The 18,676-nt window shown below is 61.9% G+C and carries 18 protein-coding genes; 8 read left to right on the top strand and 10 right to left on the bottom strand.

The genetic code is table 11. The features are described from left to right. Positions 1-17 precede the first annotated feature (17 nt). Positions 18-2,303, top strand: coding sequence for an NADP-dependent malic enzyme (locus tag FB009_RS11165; protein WP_011974244.1), 2,286 nt, complete (start codon positions 18-20; stop codon positions 2,301-2,303). Between the two features lie 258 nt (positions 2,304-2,561). Here FB009_RS11165 and FB009_RS11160 read toward each other — a convergent pair whose 3' ends face one another. The 5 genes from FB009_RS11160 to FB009_RS11140 form a co-directional block, all read right to left on the bottom strand. Continuing rightward, complete coding sequence (locus FB009_RS11160; protein ID WP_011974243.1) at positions 2,562-3,452, bottom strand: GNAT family N-acetyltransferase; 891 nt, start codon at positions 3,450-3,452, stop codon at positions 2,562-2,564. Positions 3,453-3,568: 116 nt separating this feature from the next. Then, positions 3,569-5,815 (bottom strand): PAS domain-containing hybrid sensor histidine kinase/response regulator, encoded by a 2,247-nt coding sequence (locus tag FB009_RS11155; protein ID WP_164855709.1) that lies wholly within the window; start codon positions 5,813-5,815, stop codon positions 3,569-3,571. Between the two features lie 47 nt (positions 5,816-5,862). Next, on the bottom strand, positions 5,863-6,360 hold the full coding sequence (gene lspA / locus FB009_RS11150) for a signal peptidase II (protein WP_011974241.1): 498 nt from the start codon (positions 6,358-6,360) through the stop codon (positions 5,863-5,865). Then, the gene (locus FB009_RS11145) at positions 6,360-7,220 is read right to left on the bottom strand and encodes a TrmH family RNA methyltransferase (RefSeq protein ID WP_018013182.1); all 861 of its coding nucleotides are present in this window, start codon (positions 7,218-7,220) and stop codon (positions 6,360-6,362) included. The genes lspA and FB009_RS11145 overlap by 1 nt, the downstream gene beginning before the upstream one ends. Beyond that, on the bottom strand, positions 7,217-8,374 hold the full coding sequence (locus FB009_RS11140; RefSeq protein ID WP_011974239.1) for a class I SAM-dependent rRNA methyltransferase: 1,158 nt from the start codon (positions 8,372-8,374) through the stop codon (positions 7,217-7,219). Before FB009_RS11140 ends, FB009_RS11145 begins: the two co-directional genes overlap by 4 nt. A 171-nt stretch (positions 8,375-8,545) precedes the next feature. On the opposite strand from FB009_RS11140, the gene FB009_RS11135 reads away from it, so the two are divergent. Next, positions 8,546-9,004, top strand: a complete 459-nt coding sequence (locus FB009_RS11135) for an SRPBCC family protein (protein ID WP_011974238.1) — start codon at positions 8,546-8,548, stop codon at positions 9,002-9,004. 15 nt (positions 9,005-9,019) lie between these two features. Here the strand turns inward: FB009_RS11135 and FB009_RS11130 are convergent, their stop codons facing one another. The 3 genes from FB009_RS11130 to sppA all read right to left on the bottom strand — a co-directional run bounded on the left by FB009_RS11130 (position 9,020) and on the right by sppA (position 10,917). After that, a complete protein-coding gene (locus tag FB009_RS11130) occupies positions 9,020-9,364 on the bottom strand; it encodes a LapA family protein (RefSeq protein ID WP_011974237.1) in 345 nt (114 codons plus the stop codon). Positions 9,365-9,543: 179 nt separating this feature from the next. Beyond that, positions 9,544-9,855 carry an integration host factor subunit beta gene (locus tag FB009_RS11125; protein ID WP_011974236.1) on the bottom strand — a complete coding sequence of 104 codons (312 nt, stop codon included), beginning with the start codon at positions 9,853-9,855 and terminating at the stop codon, positions 9,544-9,546. 102 nt (positions 9,856-9,957) lie between these two features. After that, positions 9,958-10,917: a signal peptide peptidase SppA gene (sppA, locus tag FB009_RS11120; RefSeq protein WP_011974235.1), complete on the bottom strand. Its 960-nt coding sequence runs from the start codon at positions 10,915-10,917 to the stop codon at positions 9,958-9,960. Between the two features lie 377 nt (positions 10,918-11,294). Here sppA and lptC point away from each other — a divergent pair, with 377 nt between their 5' ends. The 6 genes from lptC to ptsN all read left to right on the top strand — a co-directional run bounded on the left by lptC (position 11,295) and on the right by ptsN (position 16,575). Then, positions 11,295-11,963 carry an LPS export ABC transporter periplasmic protein LptC gene (gene lptC, locus FB009_RS11110; protein ID WP_011974233.1) on the top strand — a complete coding sequence of 223 codons (669 nt, stop codon included), beginning with the start codon at positions 11,295-11,297 and terminating at the stop codon, positions 11,961-11,963. 31 nt (positions 11,964-11,994) lie between these two features. Next, a complete protein-coding gene (locus tag FB009_RS11105; protein ID WP_011974232.1) occupies positions 11,995-12,555 on the top strand; it encodes an LptA/OstA family protein in 561 nt (186 codons plus the stop codon). A gap of 12 nt (positions 12,556-12,567) precedes the next feature. After that, positions 12,568-13,380, top strand: a complete 813-nt coding sequence (gene lptB / locus FB009_RS11100; RefSeq protein WP_011974231.1) for an LPS export ABC transporter ATP-binding protein — start codon at positions 12,568-12,570, stop codon at positions 13,378-13,380. A gap of 188 nt (positions 13,381-13,568) precedes the next feature. Then, positions 13,569-15,110: an RNA polymerase factor sigma-54 gene (gene rpoN, locus FB009_RS11095; protein ID WP_011974230.1), complete on the top strand. Its 1,542-nt coding sequence runs from the start codon at positions 13,569-13,571 to the stop codon at positions 15,108-15,110. Between the two features lie 254 nt (positions 15,111-15,364). Continuing rightward, complete coding sequence (gene hpf / locus FB009_RS11090; protein WP_011974229.1) at positions 15,365-15,937, top strand: ribosome hibernation-promoting factor, HPF/YfiA family; 573 nt, start codon at positions 15,365-15,367, stop codon at positions 15,935-15,937. A 173-nt stretch (positions 15,938-16,110) separates the two neighbouring features. After that, a complete protein-coding gene (gene ptsN, locus FB009_RS11085) occupies positions 16,111-16,575 on the top strand; it encodes a PTS IIA-like nitrogen regulatory protein PtsN (RefSeq protein ID WP_011974228.1) in 465 nt (154 codons plus the stop codon). Between the two features lie 138 nt (positions 16,576-16,713). On the opposite strand, the gene grpE is transcribed toward ptsN, so the two are convergent. Both grpE and hrcA read right to left on the bottom strand, forming a co-directional pair. Next, positions 16,714-17,340 (bottom strand): nucleotide exchange factor GrpE, encoded by a 627-nt coding sequence (gene grpE / locus FB009_RS11080; protein WP_011974227.1) that lies wholly within the window; start codon positions 17,338-17,340, stop codon positions 16,714-16,716. A gap of 158 nt (positions 17,341-17,498) precedes the next feature. Next, positions 17,499-18,578: a heat-inducible transcriptional repressor HrcA gene (gene hrcA, locus FB009_RS11075; RefSeq protein WP_011974226.1), complete on the bottom strand. Its 1,080-nt coding sequence runs from the start codon at positions 18,576-18,578 to the stop codon at positions 17,499-17,501. Positions 18,579-18,676: the final 98 nt, after the last annotated feature.

Genomic DNA, 18,676 nt, shown 5'->3' with positions numbered 1-18,676 from the left:
CAGGAGGTTGAGGAAACATGCCGGGTATCGATAGGTCCGACCGCGCGATGACGAGCGTCACGGCGCAGGAAGCGCTCGATTTTCACTCTCAAGGCCGCCCCGGAAAGCTGGAGATTTCGCCGACGAAGCCAATGGCGACGCAGCGGGATCTGTCTCTCGCCTATTCGCCCGGTGTCGCTGTTCCGGTGAAGGCAATCGCCGAAGACCCGGCAACGGCCTACGACTATACCGCGCGCGGCAATATGGTTGCGGTGATTTCCAACGGCACCGCAATCCTCGGCCTCGGCAATCTCGGCGCGCTCGCCTCGAAGCCCGTCATGGAAGGCAAGGCCGTCCTGTTCAAGCGCTTCGCCGACGTCGACTCGATCGACCTCGAAGTGGATACGGATGACGTTGACGAGTTCGTCAATTGCGTCCGCTTTCTCGGCCCCTCCTTCGGCGGCATCAATCTCGAGGATATCAAGGCGCCTGACTGCTTCATCATCGAACAGCGGCTGCGCGAAGTCATGGACATACCCGTTTTTCATGACGACCAGCACGGTACCGCGATCATCGCAGCGGCGGGCCTCATCAACGCGCTGACCCTGACGGGCCGTGACTTCAAGTCGACCAAGCTTGTCTGCAACGGGGCGGGCGCGGCGGCAATCGCCTGCATCGAACTCATCAAGTCGATGGGCTTCAACCCGGCAAATATCATTCTCTGCGATACCAAGGGGGTGATTTACAAGGGCCGCACCGATGGCATGAACCAATGGAAGTCCGCACATGCGGTCGAAACCGACCGCCGGACGCTTGCGGAGGCCCTCGACGGCGCCGACGTATTCTTCGGCCTCTCCGCGAAGGGAGCGCTTTCTGCCGACATGGTTCGCTCCATGGGCGAGCGGCCGATCATCTTCGCCATGGCCAATCCCGATCCGGAAATCACGCCGGAAGAGGTCGCCGACATTCGTAATGACGCGATCGTCGCGACCGGCCGTTCGGATTATCCGAACCAGGTCAACAACGTTCTCGGCTTCCCCTATATCTTCCGCGGCGCGCTCGACGTGCGCGCCTCGACAATCAATGACGCGATGAAGATCGCTGCGGCGGAAGCGCTTGCCAATCTCGCCAAGGAAGACGTCCCGGACGACGTCGCCGCCGCCTATCAAGGCAATCGGCCGCGCTTCGGGCCGCAATATATCATTCCCGTTCCCTTCGATCCGCGGCTCATTTCGGCGATCCCGATGGCCGTTGCAAAGGCGGCTATGGAGACAGGCGTCGCCCGCAAGCCGATCGAGGACCTCAAGGCCTATGGGGAGCAGCTTTCGGCACGGCGCGACCCCATCGCCTCGACGTTGCAGCGCATTGTCGAGCGCGTCCGGCGTCAGCCGAAGCGGATCGTCTTCGCCGAAGGCGAGGAAGTGCAGATGATGCGCTCGGCTATCGCCTACGCCAACCAGCAGCTCGGCACGGCTCTGCTGCTCGGTCGGGAGGAAGTGATGCGCGAGACCGCCGAGCGCGAAGGCATCGACCTCGACCGCGCGGGCATCCAGATCGTCAATGCGCGCCTGTCCAAGCGCGTCGGCGCCTATACTGACTTTCTCTATTCGCGCCTGCAGCGAAAGGGTTATCTCTTCCGCGACGTGCAGCGCCTGATCAATACCGACCGCAACCATTTCGCCGCCTCGATGGTGGCGCTCGGCGATGCGGACGGCATGGTGACGGGCCTCACGCGCAACTATTCGACCGCGCTCGAGGACGTGCGCCGCTGCATCGATCCAAAGCCCGGCCATCGCGTGATCGGCGTTTCTATTGCGCTCTGCCGCGGCCGCACGGTGCTCGTCGCCGACACTGCGGTGCACGACATGCCGACCTCAGAGGAACTGGCGGATATCGCCGAGGAGGCAGCCGGCCTCGCAAAGCGGCTCGGCTACGTGCCGCGAGTGGCGATGCTCGCCTATTCGACGTTCGGCCATCCTTCCGGCGAACGCTCGGAGCGGGTACGCGAGGCGGTGAAGATCCTCGACAGGCGCCGGGTCGATTTCGAATATGACGGCGAGATGGCCGCCGACGTGGCACTCAACGCGCGGGTGATGGAGCAATATCCCTTCTGCCGGCTGTCGGGCACCGCGAACGTGCTTGTCATGCCCGCATTCCACTCGGCATCGATTTCGACGAAGATGCTCCAGGAACTTGGCGGCTCGACCGTGATCGGTCCGTTGCTGGTCGGCCTGGACAAATCGGTCCAGATCGCCTCCATGTCGGCGAAGGACTCCGACCTCGTCAACCTTGCAGCAATAGCGGCCTATAACGCCGGGACGTGACGCGGGTCGGCGGAAAGTCGTAAAACTGCCGGCATTTCGACTGTCACCGCGTCGCCAGGATCGCGCAAGCGCTTAAAAACAGGAGCCCGCTTCCAGAAAACGGATGCGGGCCCAATATTTGATGACTGGTCAAATTCGTTCGTGATGAAAATTCCAGATTTTCTCGCGGAGCCTGCCTTCGCAGGCAGAGCGGCGAATGTTCTCCTTTTTGGTTCAATATACTTCCGTCATGAAAATTCGAAGCGCAGCGATGGACAGTCAGGATACAGACGAGGAGAAGCGCCCGGCGTCTGCGCCGTAATAGTTCAGATAACGCCCGGAAATATTGCTGATCGGCAGGACGATCAGGACGTCGGTGGTGCGGAACGCCTGATCCACAACCGCCCCGTCGCCGACCATTGCGCCGAGCCGCATGTAGCCCTTGATGAGCGGGGGGAGCGCGGCCAGCGCCTTCTTCGGATCGATCGCCTCCGAAGGCATAAGGTCCATTGTCCGGTAAAGCTCCGGCCGGGCCGCAACGGTCCACTCGTCCCTGACCCGCACGTTGTGATGAAGGAACGAGAGCGCGAGCGCGTGCTCTTCGGGAATCACGCCGGGAAAAGAACCACAGCCGAACATCGCATCGATACCGTGCTTCAGGGCATAGGCCCAATTGCCCTGCCACAGCAATTCGACCGTGCGCCTGGTCCGATATTTCAAAAGCACGCAGGAACGTCCAAGCTCCATGAAGCGCTTCTCCGGGTGACGCGAGAGAAGTTCGGCGATCGCGAATTCGGAAGCCGAGTAGAAACCGCTGGCCCGCTCGGCGACGTCCTGGCGAAGCAGGCGGTAGGTTCCGACGATCTGCTCCTCCACATCGCCATCGATTGAAGTGTCGAGCACCAGGAGATGATCGCAGATCGCATCCCAACCGTCGACGTCGCGCTTGCGTCGCTCGGCGTCGGGCGACACCTGTGCCCTCATCTCCTCTACGAAGACCTTGTAGCGAACCGCCTGCGCCGCGTCGATTTCGGCTGCCGACCGGGCGAGGCGCGTTTCGAGATTGCCGATCCGCCCAAGAATATCGGTCGCCGGAGCGGCAATCGTCTTGCGTACAAAAGCATTTGAGGTGTCAACCACGCTCGTCGAATCCAGAAGTTCGATCGTCATACCGTGTCATCCCGAGCCGTCATTCCTGTCGGGCTTAGACCACGTTTCTGCAACAACATAGTGACACCGGGGCAGTATACAACCCCGACCTGGTAAGGGGCCGGAAGCGTGGAAATCTATGCTGCGGGGTGGATGAGGCGGGTGACTTCGGCAAGAAGCCGCTGCGGATCGGCAGGCTTCACCAGCACGGCGTCCGCTCCCGCAACTCGAAGGCGCTCATAGATATCGGCGCGCGCGTCCGCGGTCAGGACGAGAACCGGCACACGCCGCCTGTTGCCAGCGGCCTCCGCTTCGCGAAGACGTCGGAGCATGTCGAGACCATCGCCCCCTGGCATGTTGAGGTCTGTGACGATCAGGGGCGGCGCGGCCGAGCGGATTGCGGCCTCGAGCGCCATGAAGTCGCCGACGTGATCGACGGCATGGCCGGCCCGGCTGAGAACCGACTGCAAGACGAGCGCGTTCACAGGGTCGTCCTCTGCAAGCAGGATGGCGCGAACATCCGCCTTCACGGCCGCTGGCTCCTCCCGCAGCACCGGTCTGTTGTCGTTGATCGCATCGCGCTTTTCCATTCCCCTGAGTCGCCCAAGTAGCACCCCAATCAGCGATTTCTCGCGAAGAGGGCGGATCAGCCAGGCCTCATAGCCCCCGAGTCGGCTCACGGGATGGCCCGCCCGCTCCTCGGGGCTGATGAGATAGGTTCTGCGCAAACCCAGGCCGGCGATCGCCGGCTCGAGAGCAAGGAGCTCGCGAGACTGTCCAGCGTGGCGGTGATCGACAATGATATCCGTCAGCAGCAGCCGATTGGCGAGCGCGCCGGCGACGATCCGCCGCGCGACGGCAAGCGTCGAAGCCCTATGGCACGTGGCGCCCAGCGTCTCGATCGTGGCGGCAAGCGCGGCTGAGGAAGGCCCTTCGGGCGCCATGACAAGCACATGCGCACCCGCCAGAATGCCGCGGCGAACCGGAACTGTCGAGAGACCGGCGACATCCATCGGGAACCGGATCTCGAAACGGCTTCCCTTGCCGGAAACGCTCGTGGCGGTAAGGCTGCCGCCGAAAGCTTCCATGATCCGCCGGGATATTGCGAGGCCGAGCCCCGTTCCCTTCGCACGTTGGGCCTCGTCACCGGCCTGCTCGAACTCCTCGAAGACGCGTGCGAGCGCGTCGGCGGACATGCCGGGTCCGCTATCGTCAACCCGGATGCGCAACGAGCCATTCTCGATATCGACAGAGACGATAACGCCGCCCTTCTCGGTGAATTTCACCGCGTTGCCGACCACGTTGAACAGCACCTGGCGCAGGCGCGCCGCATCGAACAGCATCCGCTCGGGTATCTCGATGGCGACCGTTGCACCTATCTCGATACCCTTCTCATGCGCGCGGGGAGACAGCATCTCGACCACGTTCTCGACCGTCTGACGCAGGTCCTGCTGCGACGGGCGCAGCTGGAACCGTCCGGCGGCAAGCGAGGAAAAATCGATCAGGTCCTCGACGAGTTGGACCAGGGTGTGTCCGGACTGCTGCATGCCGACGAGATAGTTCTTCTGCTCGTCCGACAGCCGCGTCTCTGCGAGGAGCCGGCTCATACCGAGGATGCCGGAAAGCGGCGTACGGATCTCATGACTGACGGTGGCGAGCAGACGGGACTTGGCCCGGCTCGCCTCCTCGGCGCGCTGCCTCGCCTCCTCTCTCTGGCTTGCCGCCAGCATATCCTCCGTGACGTCTCGAGCAATGCTATGGCGCATCAGCCGGCCATGCGCGTCGCGGACAAGCACGTCGTGCCAATCGTAGAGGCGCGTGCCTGCGGACGTACAAATATGCACGAAGTAGCGGTAGGGGTCCGGCTTCGGCTCGAAGCGCAATCCCAGCTCCGCGCAGGTCAGGCCCCGCGCGTCGGCGCATCCGCAAAGCTCATGGAAGGCGACATTGGCCTGCATGACCTTGCCGTCGGGGTCGCGGACGATGACGAGATCGCCCATGGCGTCATGGATGGATGCAAGGGGCGCCGCGGCGTCCTGCGCAGTTTCGCGGGCGCCGGCCCTAAGGCTCCCGGACGCTTCGTCTCGACCGGACAGCAGCAGGAAGGCACCGGCGATGCCCCCGGCCGCAATGATCGCAGACAACAGGTGCAGACCCGCGCTCGCACCGACCGCGAGGAGCAGCATTGCCGCAGCGATGCCGGCGAGAGCATAGGCGAGCCGCGCGACCGGCGCCCCTGCCGAAGGATCAGCCCAAAACCGGCGCTGCCAAAGGAGCGCGGCGCCGATCTTCACCGTAGGCGCTGCTGGCGCGGCGGTCCCGCCGGCCTCCCGTGCCGTTTCCGCGCCAGCCCTCATACGCCCTCGAAACATCCGTTCGCTCATGCCCGCGGACTACCATGGCGAGCCTTCCGAATGCCTTCAGCCGACGTCTAAAGTTTTAGCGACCGTTCCTTTTTCGCTTGTAGCAGCTCATCGAGAATGATCGCGCCGGCGCCGACGGTGATGAAGCTGTCCGCAAGGTTGAAGACGGCGAAGGACCAGGTCGCCGTGTAGAACAGGATATAATCGATGACATAGCCGAAAAGCAGCCGGTCGACGAGGTTGCCGAGCGCGCCGGCAATGATCATGGCGTAACCCAGATGGGCGAAGAAACGGTCTTTCGGCGTGCGGCGCCAGAGCCAGAGCACGAAGGTGACGACACCCAGGCGAATGCCGACGATGAACCAGCCCTCCATGCCTGACAGCATCGAGAAGGCGACACCGTAATTATAGGTGCGGTAGAGGGCGAGCATCGGCACGACCGGCACGCCCTGCTGGAATGGCAGAAACGCCTCGACCAGATATTTTATGAACTGATCGGCGGCGAGCGCGGTCAGGATGAAGAGCGCAATCGGGAGCGGCCGCGAGAACAGCGTTCGTTCCTGCATTATCGGCCCTCATCCAGCGAGAGAAGATGGCGCCGTGCCTCGAACAGCATGATACCGGTCGCAATGGCGAGATTGAGCGAGTCGGCACGTCCCGACTGCGGGATGCGCGCGAGTGCACCGGCCTCCCGCGCCAGTTCCACCGGCAGGCCCGCCTGCTCGTTACCCATCAGAAGCACGACAGGCTTCGATTTGTAGTCGATCGTCCGATAGTCGACGGAGCCAGCCAGATGTGTCGCCACAACCTGAACGCCCGCTGCTCGCTGCCAACGCAGGAAATCCTCCGCATTCGCCCGTGCGAGCGGCATGGCGAAGACCGAACCCATGGTTGCCCGAACTGTCTCCAACGAAAAGGGATCGGTGGTCTCGCCGACAAGAACGATTCCGGAAGCGCCGGCCGCGTCGGCCGTGCGAATGATCGTGCCGAGATTGCCCGGATCGCGCACCCGATCGAGCGCGACATAGGTCTCGCCCTCCCGCGGATGGATATCCTTGAGCGGCTGGTAGCGCTGCTCGAAGATGCCGATAACCATTTGCGGATTGTCGCGCCGGGTAATGGCGGAGATCACCTTCTCGCTGACCTCGAGGACGAGCCCGCCTCTCGCCACGGTTTTCGCCGCCACCTGCTCGACCTGAGGCTTGCCCTTCGCCGCCTTGGCATAGACGAGCGTCCTGATCCTCCAGCCGAGATCGAGCGCATCTATGACGAGCTTCAGTCCTTCGGCTATGAAGGAGCGCGTCTCGTCGCGATGCTTCTTCTGCGCCAGCGCCCGGATATCCTTGATGATCGGGTTGGTGAGGCTGGTGACCTCCTTCACCTGCCCTACGCGTGGGGTGCCATGGTCGCTTCTGTCGTTGGTCATTTCGGTACCCAGCGGCTGAAGAGGGAGGTCGAGAGCGCCCGGCCCGGCCTGGCGCCGTCGAGACCGCCCTCGCGAATGATGAGTTCGCCCGATTCCACCCGCCCGCCGCGCCCGCGCATGGTCTCCCGCATGAGCTCGTGAATCGAATAGAAGCTGGCACGGATCGAATAGGCGGTGAGCACGAGGCCCCGCGCGTCCGGTGACAGGATCTCGCGGCAGACGTCCAGCATCGCCGCGAGATGATCGAACAGTTGCCAAACCTCGCCGTTCGGGCCGCGGCCGAACTTCGGCGGGTCGGTGAGGATGACGTCGTAGCGGCTGCCGCGCCGCTCCTCCCGTTGGATGAATTTCATGGCATCGTCGCAGATCCAGCGGATTGGCAGCTTCTCGGCTCGCGCCATTGCCTGGTTCTCGCGCGCCCAGCCGATCGCTTTTTTCGAGGCATCGACATGGGTTACTTCCGCACCCGCCTTCGCCGCGATGAGCGAAGCAACGCCGGTATAGCCGAAGAGATTGAGAACCTTCAGGGGCCGGCCGGCGCCGGCAACCTGGTCCCGCATCCACGACCAGTGGGCGAGCTGTTCCGGAAAGACGCCGACATGGCGGAAGGATGTGAACCGGCCGAGGAAATCCGTGTCCAGGAGCTGCATCGGCCAGGTCTCGCCGAGAACATCCCCCGGGAACCGCCAGCGACCCATCCCGTCCTCTTCCGTATCGCCGGTGAAGACCGCATCGGCTTTTTCCCAGATGGATGCAGACAGGGCCTTCGGCCAGAGCGCCTGGGCCTCCGGACGGACGATGCGATAGGGGCCATATTGCTCGAGCTTCTCGCCATCGCCGCTATCGATCAGGTGATAGCCGCCGGTGGCGGCGGTCGCGAGGATCAGCGGCACCGTCTCGGCAGGCTTCTCCCCGGTCCTGAGTTCAAGGCGGCGCAACGGGGCGCTGTTCTGGGCGGAGGTCCGCTCGGCCTTGCGCGGTGCCGGTTTCAGCGATGGCCCTCCTGCCCCCGTCTTTGATCCGGTCCTCGCCGCGGGCCCTGCGCTTTTTGCTGGCGGCAGCCTTTGCTCATGACGGCCGCCGCGCGCCTCGGCGCCCCGGCTCTTCGCCGCCGTCACGGAGGCGTTCTTCGATCGCCGATCTTTTTCCTTCACGCGCTGATCCTTGGACGTTGCTCAACCATTCGGCGCAGCCGTTCCCGACCCCTGCCTCCCGATCCGAACCGGACGCGGGCTTGCTCAGCCTGCAAATAGCATCGCCGGTGCTCTTGGCAAAGCCGTTTCCGATTGCGAAGATCGTCAGGAAGAGTTAACGGGAGGACCGGCATGAATATGAGCGGAGAGGAACGTATCGCGGCCGGCCGCGAAGCGGTTTGGCGTGGCCTGAACGATGCAGACATTCTGAAGCGATGCATTCCCGGCTGCCAGTCTCTCGAATTGATATCGCCGACGGAGCTTGCGGCCGTGGTCAAGATCAAGATCGGCCCTGTTTCCGCTTCCTTCACCGGCATGGTCGTTCTGTCAAACCTCAATCCCCCCGCGAGCTACACCATATCCGGCGAGGGCAAGGGCGGAATAGCCGGTTTCGCCAAGGGCGGGGCTGACGTCACGCTTGTGGACGAGGGCGCCGAAACGGTGCTTCGCTACGATGTCAAGGCGGAGATCGGCGGCAAGCTTGCCCAGCTTGGCTCGCGCCTCGTCGATTCTACGGCGCGCAAGCTCGCCCAGCAATTCTTCGCAGACTTCAACCTTGCCGTCAGCGGCGAGGCCCAGGCGGCAAGCTGAGGCGCGTCGCCAACCTCAGCCCTGCGGCGCGGGCAGGCTCGCCTGCGTCGCCAGCTTCTCCGCCTGGCTGCGCTGCTTTTCCGCCTCGCGATGCCATTTCACCGCCTCGCTTGCCTCACTGCGCGCACGGCGCCGATATTTCGCCTGAGTGAACCAGGTTGCCGCGGCGCCGAGGACGAGCCCCAGAATCACTGCGAGAAAGAGGAATACGAAAAAGGGCGCCGAGACCGACAGCAGGCTGTCGGACGGTTCGAACGGATTGAGCGCGAGCGTTACCGTCTGGCGATTGGCCACGCTCAATATGATCAGCAGCACTCCCAGCGGCACGAAAACGACGATGTTGATGAGTTTCTTGAGCATGCACCCGCTCCGACCATGAAAGTTAATGCATGTCCCCCGGATGGGGCAGCTTGCGCAAACGACATGCATGCAAAAAAGACGTAAAGCGGGCCACCCTGTTTCAATCGAAGCGGCGTGCTTTCGAACGGGCGCGGGTATCGGCACCCGCGAGGAGGCCCTGAATTCCTACGCGACTCTCCTCAATCGTCTTCCCCGTTGTCGTTGCCGTTCATGCCCGGATTGAGCCGCTCACGCAATTCCTTGCCGGTTTTGAAGAAGGGCACCCACTTCTCTTCGACGAAGACGGAATCGCCGGTACGCGGGTTGCGACCGGACCGCGAAGGGCGGTTCTTCACCGAAAATGCGCCGAAACCGCGTAGCTCCACGCGGTTTCCGGCAGCAAGCGCATCCGTGATCTCATCGAGTACCGCATTGACGATGTTCTCGACATCGCGGTGGTAGAGATGCGGATTGCGCGCCGCCACAATCTGCACCAGTTCAGACTTGATCACGTTCGCCCCCTTGGTTTTTTGCTTGTTTTGTCTGCGTTTGTGAATACGGGAAGGCTCGCCTGCAGCTACGGCCTCGTGACGCGGGTAGCACACACGCCTTCCTCATTGCCCTTCAACCTGCCAAACCGAAAGAAGACCGTCAAGAAACAACTTGTCCAGGCCGGTCTTTTCGAGGCCCTTCATTGCCGGAAAAGCCTCATATCCCAACGCCTTGACGGCTTCGGCCAGGAGCGAGCCGAGGCCGAAAGACAGCGTGCTGCTCGGAGCTTCCCAATCGAGGACGGGCAGGTCCTTCGAGACCTTCCTTTCGGCCAGGAAAGCCCTGATTTCATCATCGCCGCCGAGTTCGTCGACGAGCTTGCCTTCCAGTGCCTGCCGGCCGGTGAAGATCCGACCATCCGCAAGGCCGAGCGCTTCCGCCCGCGGCAGTTTGCGCCGCTCCGCCACCAGGTCGACGAACCATCCGTAGCTGTCGTCGATCATCGCCTGAATCATGGCCCTCGCCTCGTCGCTCGGAGGATGGAACGGCGAGGGCTCGGCCTTGAGGGGCCTCGACTTTATCGATTCGAGCGACACGCCGAGCTTGTCCATCAGGGTCTTGACCTGGGGATATTGGAAGATGACGCCGATCGAACCGGTAATCGACGTCTCGCCGGCGACGATACGGTCGCCCGCGAGCGCGATCAGGTAGCCTGCCGACGCGGCAAGCGTGCGCACGTCCGAGACCACCGGTTTTTTGGCGGCCACCTTGCGGACCGCCTTGTATATGACCTCACCCCCATAGGTCGTGCCCCCCGGGGACGAGATCGTCACGATCAATGCCTTGACTGACTGGTTCTCGGCAATCCGTTCCAGCCGCTCGACCAGTTCCCGGTCGTCCTGGATCAAACCTGTGACGGCGACGCGCGCAACGTGATCGCGGGCGCGCTCCGTCACATCGCCCCAGCCGGAAAAGGCAAACAGGGCAAGGCCGCCGGCGAAGAGAACGGCCGCCGCCGCCCAACGCCAGAAGCTCAGCTTTCTGCGCAGGCTGCGGCGGTCGGCTATGGCGAGTTCGTCCATGGGTGTCTCCGATTTCTGATGCGGTGTTCTGTCAGTTTCCTGCGGAACATGCTATCTGCCTCAGCCGCGGCAAGCTACTACATGTCTCTATGTCGAACGCGATTTAGGGCAAGCGGCTCAAAGTGCCGCGGCCCTGCATCGAGAATATGCGCGAACCGATGCACGAACTGACTGTCTGCAATAAACCGCTTGGGGTCCGGCGCGGCCTGGAGTAGATCGTGCCCGGCGGAATTCTGCGGCGACATGTGTTTTACAACGCAAAGTTTCGCCGCGCCATTGCCGGACGGCAGTGAAACAACCATATTCACCACGGCTTACGCCGATGTATGTATATCCCCTCGGTCTGACCGAGGTCTGACGGAACTGACAGGCTCTTGATGCTGAACGAAGCGCGATTCCCCGCAACCTTTGCCGAATCGGGTACGAGTTCTGCCGATGCTTATGCTTCGGCGGCTCGGCATTCGGCGCGCGTAAAGCGCCTGAAAGTCATCCTTCCGCTGATCGCCGGCCTGATCGCCTTGGTCTTCGCAGCCGTTTCTTTCGTGCGCGCATTTCTGCCCGAAGAGCTGCAGCTCGAGACGGCAACGATCGAGAACGGCAAGATCGTCATGCAGAACCCCGCGATATCCGGCCGCAACAAGCAGGATATCAGCTATTCGATGAAGGCTCAGCGAGCGCTTCAGGATATTGCCAATCCCAATATCATCACGCTTGAAACCATTCATGCGGAGATGCCTGTCAACGACACGCTGATCGCGACGGTCGATGCGCAAAGCGGCGTTTACGATCGCGGCGCAAATACGCTCGATATGAACGCGCCGTTCACGATTTCCATGAATAATGGCGTCATTGCCGATTTCCAATCCGCCTATCTGGACATCAATGCCGGCGAAATGGAGACGAAACACCCGATTGCCATCAGCATGACGGGCGGATCGATCATTGCGCAGAAGCTGCGAATGACGGATAAGGGACGTGTTGTAACATTTGAAGGTATGGTAAGGGTCAACATCGAACCCAGCGCCATCCGCAAAACCGCGAAATAACCGGACGCCAAGAACAGGATCCCCTGCAGCCATGTCGGTCAAACCTGCCGCTCTTTTTAGGATTTCAGCCGCTCTGGCCGTGGCCGGGCTCGGCGCTTCTCTCATTGCTTCCGCCGCTTTCGCGCAGGCAACCTCCAGCCGCATGCAGGGCCTCCAGCTTTCCAACGACCAGCCGATCCAGATCGAGAGCGACAAGCTGGAGATCAAGGATCCCGAGAGCAAGGCGATTTTTACCGGCAATGTGAAGGTCGTCCAGGGCACGACGACGCTGCAGGCCGGCAACATGACGGTCTTCTACAAGGCGGGCGGCGGTTCGGTCACCAGCGGCAACGCCGACATCGACCGGATCGAGGTCAATAACAAGGTATTCCTCAGCTCCGGTACACAGCAGGCGACGGGCGAAAGCGGCATCGTCAACCTGACCAACCAGACGATCGTGCTCAAGGGCGAGAAAGTCGTGCTTTCGGAAGGCAAAAACGTCTTCGTCGGCTGCCAGTTGAACGTCCAAATGAACACGGGCGAAGCGCAGCTGGACGCCTGCGGCGGCCGCGTACAGATCCAACTCGATCCGCAGTCCCGCAAGACGAACTGACATAGACCGCTCGTGCAGATTCCTTTCCTCCACAAACGCAAACGGGGCAAAAAGCCGCCGGCGGCAGCCACAGCTGCCCGCGCGGTCGACAAAACCCGCTATGACGGCACGCTGATAGCCCGCGGCCTGACGAAGTCCTACCGCTCGCGACGTGTCGTCAACGGTGTCTCGCTCGTCGTGCGCCGTGGCGAAGCTGTCGGCCTGCTGGGTCCGAACGGTGCGGGCAAAACGACCTGTTTTTACATGATCACCGGTCTGGTGCCCGTTGACGAGGGCTCGATCGAGATCAACGGCAACGATGTGACGACGATGCCGATGTACCGCCGGGCGCGGCTCGGCGTCGGCTATCTTCCGCAAGAGGCTTCGATCTTCCGCGGGTTGACGGTCGAGGAGAACATACGCGCCGTGCTCGAGGTTCACGACAACAATGTCGAACGCCGGGAGAGCAAGCTCAACGACCTGCTTGGCGAATTTTCGATCACGCATTTGCGCACGTCACCGGCGATTGCGCTTTCGGGCGGCGAGCGGCGGCGCCTTGAAATCGCCCGTGCACTCGCGACCGACCCAACCTTCATGCTGCTCGACGAGCCCTTCGCGGGCGTCGACCCGATCTCCGTCGCCGACATCCAGGCGCTTGTGCGCCATTTGACCTCACGCGGCATCGGCGTGCTCATTACCGACCACAATGTGCGCGAGACACTCGGCCTGATCGACCGGGCGTATATCATCCATGCCGGCGAAGTGCTGACGCATGGACGCGCCAACGACATCGTCACCAATCCCGACGTACGCAGGCTCTATCTCGGCGACAATTTCAGCCTCTGACGGGTCTTGCCCGAAAGGCGCTTCGGGCGCGTGCATACCCAGGATCGGCCCGCCAGCCGCTGAAACGCGCGGGACCGTGGTGTCTGCGCTTGACCAAACCCGTCTAATAAGCAATTTTTGGGCCAAGTAAAGCGCCGCACGTCCAACAGACGCGGCCTCGAAGATTTTGACGGGAGCGTCGCGTCAGCATGGCCTTGTCCGCCAGCCTTCATTTAAGACAGTCGCAGTCGCTGGTCATGACGCCGCAACTGATGCAGTCGATCCAGCTGCTGCAGATGAATCATCTGGAGCTCACCCAGTTCATCGCGCAAGAGATCGAAAAGAACCCGCTGCTGGAGGTCCAATCGCCGTCCGATGAGGCAAGCACGGCGGAGCGCGGGGATTCAGGACCTCAGCCGGAGGAGGCCGGCAGCGAAATCGACGAAGGGGCAGGCGAGGGCGATGTTTACGACAGCGCCACGTCGAGATCCGGCGAGAGGCTCAGCGATGGCCTCGACTCCGACTTCGCCAACGTCTTCCCGGACGACACGACTCCGCAGCGGGCGGATGCGCCCGAGCTGCTCGGCCAATGGAAGTCTATGCCGGGCGCGAGCGACGGCGAAAGTTATGATCTCGACGATTTCGTTGCCAGCCGCAAGACATTGAGGGAGGCGCTCATCGAGCAGCTTCCCTTTGCTCTTGGATCGGCCTCCGACCGCCTGATCGCCCAGTATCTCATCGATCAGCTCGATGATGCCGGCTATCTGCACGCCGATCTCGCCGAGACGGCGGAGCGGCTCGGCTCGGCAAGCGAGGACGTGACGCGCGTACTCGACGTCCTGCAGCAGTTCGACCCGCCGGGCGTCTTTGCGCGCACCCTTGGGGAATGCCTTGGCCTTCAGTTGCGCGCCCGCAATCGCCTCGATCCGGCTATGGAGGCGCTCGTGGGCAACCTCGATCTCCTGGCAAGGCGCGATTTCGCGAGCCTTAAAAAGATCTGCGGGGTCGACGAGGAAGACCTGATCGACATGTTTGCCGAGATTCGCAAGCTCGATCCGAAACCTGGCACCAGCTTCGAAACCGGTTCGTTCGAGACGATCATCCCCGATGCCGTGGTTCGCACCGCACCGGATGGCGGCTGGCTCGTGGAGCTCAATCCGGACGCCCTGCCCCGCGTTCTCGTCAATCACGAATATTTCGCAGAGATATCCCGCTCGTGCCGAAAGAGCAGTGGCGAACAGATCTTCCTCAATGAATGCCTGCAAAACGCCAACTGGCTGACGCGCAGCCTCGATCAGCGCGCCAGAACGATCATGAAGGTGGCAAGCGAGATCGTCCGGCAGCAGGACGCTTTTCTCATGCACGGCGTCGACCATCTGCGCCCGCTAAACCTCAGGACCGTCGCGGATGCGATCAAGATGCATGAATCGACGGTGAGCCGGGTGACGTCCAACAAATACATGCTGACCCCGCGCGGGCTCTACGAGCTGAAATATTTCTTTACTGTGTCGATCGGCTCGGCCGAAAACGGCGATGCCCACTCGGCCGAGTCCGTGCGCCATCGAATCCGGACGATGGTCAATCAGGAAAGCGCTGATGCCGTGCTATCGGACGACGACATCGTCGATATCCTGAAGAAGGCGGGCGTAGACATCGCCAGACGCACGGTCGCAAAATATCGCGAGGCGATGCATATCCCCTCCTCTGTCCAACGCCGCCGGGAAAAGCGCGCACTGGCAAGAGTCGGATGAGCGCGGTTTTCCGCACGCATCCCGCTCGCAGGCGGAACCGCCGAGCCCTCGCGAACGTTAATTTCACGACTTGTAATTGACTCTCCGCGACACAGCGGATATTAGGCCGCCGCGCTTGCCAACGACAGGACTCCGCAAGGCAGCGCCACGCCCGTGATTTCGGTCGTTCAGCGCTTGCGTAGCTGAAAAGCTTGGATGACGGGAGCGCTTGGAATAGACTGGACACGCAATTCACGAACAAGAGAGGAAACTCCATGAGTGTGCGCGTGTCTGGGAAACATATGGAAATCGGCGATTCGTTTCGCGTCCGCATCGGCGAGCAGATCGAGCAGGCCGTAACCAAATATTTCGACGGAGGATATTCGAGCCAGGTCACTGTGGAAAAATCCGGGTCGCGCTTCAGCGCCGACTGCAAGCTTCATCTCGATACGGGCGTGGTATTGCAGGCAAACGGCCAGGCGAATGAGCCACAGTCAGCCTTCGACGCGGCTTCGGAGCGCATCGAGAAACGGCTTCGGCGCTACAAGCGCAAACTCAAGGACCATCACAATGGCAACGGGCAGAATGCCACCGAAGTGGCCTATCGGGTGATGGACTCGGTGCCCTTCGAGGACGACGAAGTTCCCGACGATTACGCACCGACGATCGTCGCCGAAACTACGAAACAGTTGAGAACCATGTCCGTTGCCAATGCAGTTATGGCCCTGGACATGACGGATGAACCGGTGCTGATGTTCCGCAGCCCCGGCAAGGACGACCTGAACATCGTCTATCGGCGTAACGATGGGAATATTGGCTGGATCGACGCCGCCAATATCAAGGCATGAGTGGAGACGGGGAAGCCGACCGGACTGGCTTTCCCCGTCTTTCCGACCAGCGGGACGGCGGAAAAGCTCGACTTTTCTGTGCATTCGGTCCGCCGAGACAAAGATGGGTAGAGCCATCACGGCGCATTTGTGATGAGATCGCCAGGCTCTAACCGGCGAACGAGGATAAAAGAATGGCATTGGCAGGCTTGCTGCATCAAAATGCGATCATCCCGGCCATGAGGGCCAACTCGAAGAAGCAACTCCTCCAGGAACTGGCGGCAAAAGCATCGAAGCTCACCGGTCTTCCGGAGAGGGAGATCTTCGACGTCATTCTGCAGCGGGAGCGGCTCGGTTCGACCGGTGTGGGTAACGGTATCGCCATCCCGCACGGGAAGCTCAGCAATCTTCCGTCGATCGTCGGCATCTTTGCGCGCCTCGATACGCCGGTCGATTTCGAGGCATTGGACGACCAGCCGGTCGACCTCGTCTTTCTGCTGCTGGCGCCGGAAGGTGCCGGCGCCGATCACCTGAAGGCGCTGTCGCGGATCGCGCGCGTGCTGCGCGATCATGACATGGTGACGCGTATCCGAGCGAGCGACTCGGCAAGCGCGATCTACACCCTGCTTGGCGACGACACGACCTCACACGCTGCCTGAGCAAAGGCGGAAGCAATCGACCCGCAAGGCAATTGGCCCTCTCCTCGGGTTTAGCGCCGAGCTTGACCCGAGGACTGACCAGCCGAAGGAGGGCGCCGACGCGGCGAGCCTCGCATTCTTGAAGACTTCTTCCCGCCGTTAGGCAGGGGGCGTTTCGCCTTCGGAGGAAGCCGCCTTTGGACCGCCCTTGGCGACGCCGACCATTGCCGGGCGCAGAACGCGTTCGCCAATGGTGTATCCGGCCTGGACGACCTGCACGACCGTGTTGTTCGGAACCTCGGGGTTCGGAACTTCGAACATGGCCTGATGGAAGTTCGGGTCGAACTTCTGGCCCGTGGGGTCCAGCTGCTTCACGCCATGACGCTCAAGCGCGGCAAGCATCGACCGCTCCGTCATCTCGACACCCTCGATGAGTGCCTTCAAGCCGGCATCGCCCGCCTCTCGGGCATCCGCCGGAATAGCGTCAAGCGCACGGCGAAGGTTATCCGAAACGGCCAACATATCGCGCGCGAAGCCCGCGACTGAATAGGACTTCGCGTCCTTCACGTCACGTTCGGTGCGCCGGCGAAGATTGTCCATTTCTGCGGCAAGGCGCAGGTATTTGTCACGCAACTCCGCATTCTCCGCCTTTGCGAGCTCAAGAGGATCCGGCGCGGCGGCGGAAACGTCCGCCTCCGGCTCTTCCGCGGTTTCCGGCTGCGCGGCTGCATCGAATTCTTCAGGTGCCGCGGCCTCGGGTCCGTTCTTGTTCGTTTCGTCGGTCATGACGTTCTCCGAAATTTCTGTCTTTTGCTGTCTTCGGCATCATCAAACCAGCGGAAGTCGCTTTGCTTGAACGTTCTGTTGCCTGGATTTGAAGCCCGATATCGATGTTTGAGCCCGAAAAATCAAGGGTCGATTGAGTTATCGGCCAAAAGGATTCGTCAGCGCGACATCCTCGACATGAGCTGCGCGGTGTAATCCACCATCGGAACGATGCGGGAATAGTTGAGCCGGGTAGGTCCGATAACCCCGACCGCGCCCACAATGCGGTCGTCGCTGTCGCGATAGGGCGCGACGATCAGAGAGGATCCGGAGAGCGAAAACAGCTTGTTTTCCGAGCCTATGAAGATACGCACGCCCGGGCCGCTCTCGGCAAGGTTGAGTATCTCGATCAGGCTGTCCTTCTTTTCGAGGTCATCGAAGAGCATGCGCAGCCGCTCGATATCCTCAGTCCCTTCCAGTCCTTCGAGCAGATTGGCGCGGCCCCGCACGATCAGTCGCGCCGGCTGGCCGTCGCCCTCGCTTCCGGACCAGATCGCCAGCCCGCGCTCGACCAGATCCTGCGAGAGGGCATCGAGTTCGCCGCGAACGGTCTCCTTCACCTTTTCCAGCTGCGTCCGCAGTTCGGGAATCGTCTGCCCGGCAAGATGGGCGTTGACGAAATTGGCCGCTTCGGTGAGCTGCGCGCTCGTGATCCCAGCCGGCAGCTCGATGATGCGGTTCTCCACCTGATCGTGTTCGCCGACGAGCACCGCAAGCGCCTTTGTCGGCGCCAGCCGGATAAACTCGACATGCTTGAGGACGGGATCGCTCTTGGTGGTGATGACGAGACCGGCGCCGCGCGACATGCCCGACAGCATCTGGCTCGCCTCGGTAAGAAGGTTCTCGACCGAATGGTCCCTATTTCCCGGTCCCACCTGCCTTTCGATGGAGGCGCGCTCTTCGGGCGAAAGATTGCCCACCTGCATAAAGGCATCGACGAAAAAACGCAGGCCCGTCTGCGTCGGGAGCCGGCCGGCGCTGACATGGGGCGAATAGATAAGGCCCAGATCCTCGAGGTCGCTCATGACGTTGCGCACCGAGGCAGGCGACAGCGATATCGGCAAAAGCCGCGAAAGATTGCGCGAGCCGAGCGGCTCTCCGCTTTCCAGATAGCTCTCGACAATACGGCGGAAGATCTCGCCGGAGCGCTCATCCAGCGCCGATGCGATCCCCTTCTTGTCAGGGTTGCGCAGTACCATGTCACTCCGTGATCAATGTTCGGTGTCAGGAAGGAATATAGTGATCCACAGGCGGATTGGCAAAAGGGAAAAACGCCGAGGAGATGCTTGGGCTACGG

This window comes from Sinorhizobium medicae, from assembly GCF_007827695.1.
Lineage (GTDB): Bacteria > Pseudomonadota > Alphaproteobacteria > Rhizobiales > Rhizobiaceae > Sinorhizobium > Sinorhizobium medicae.
Note: the sequence above shows the minus strand (reverse complement) of the source record. Positions and strands in the feature narration are given on the sequence as shown.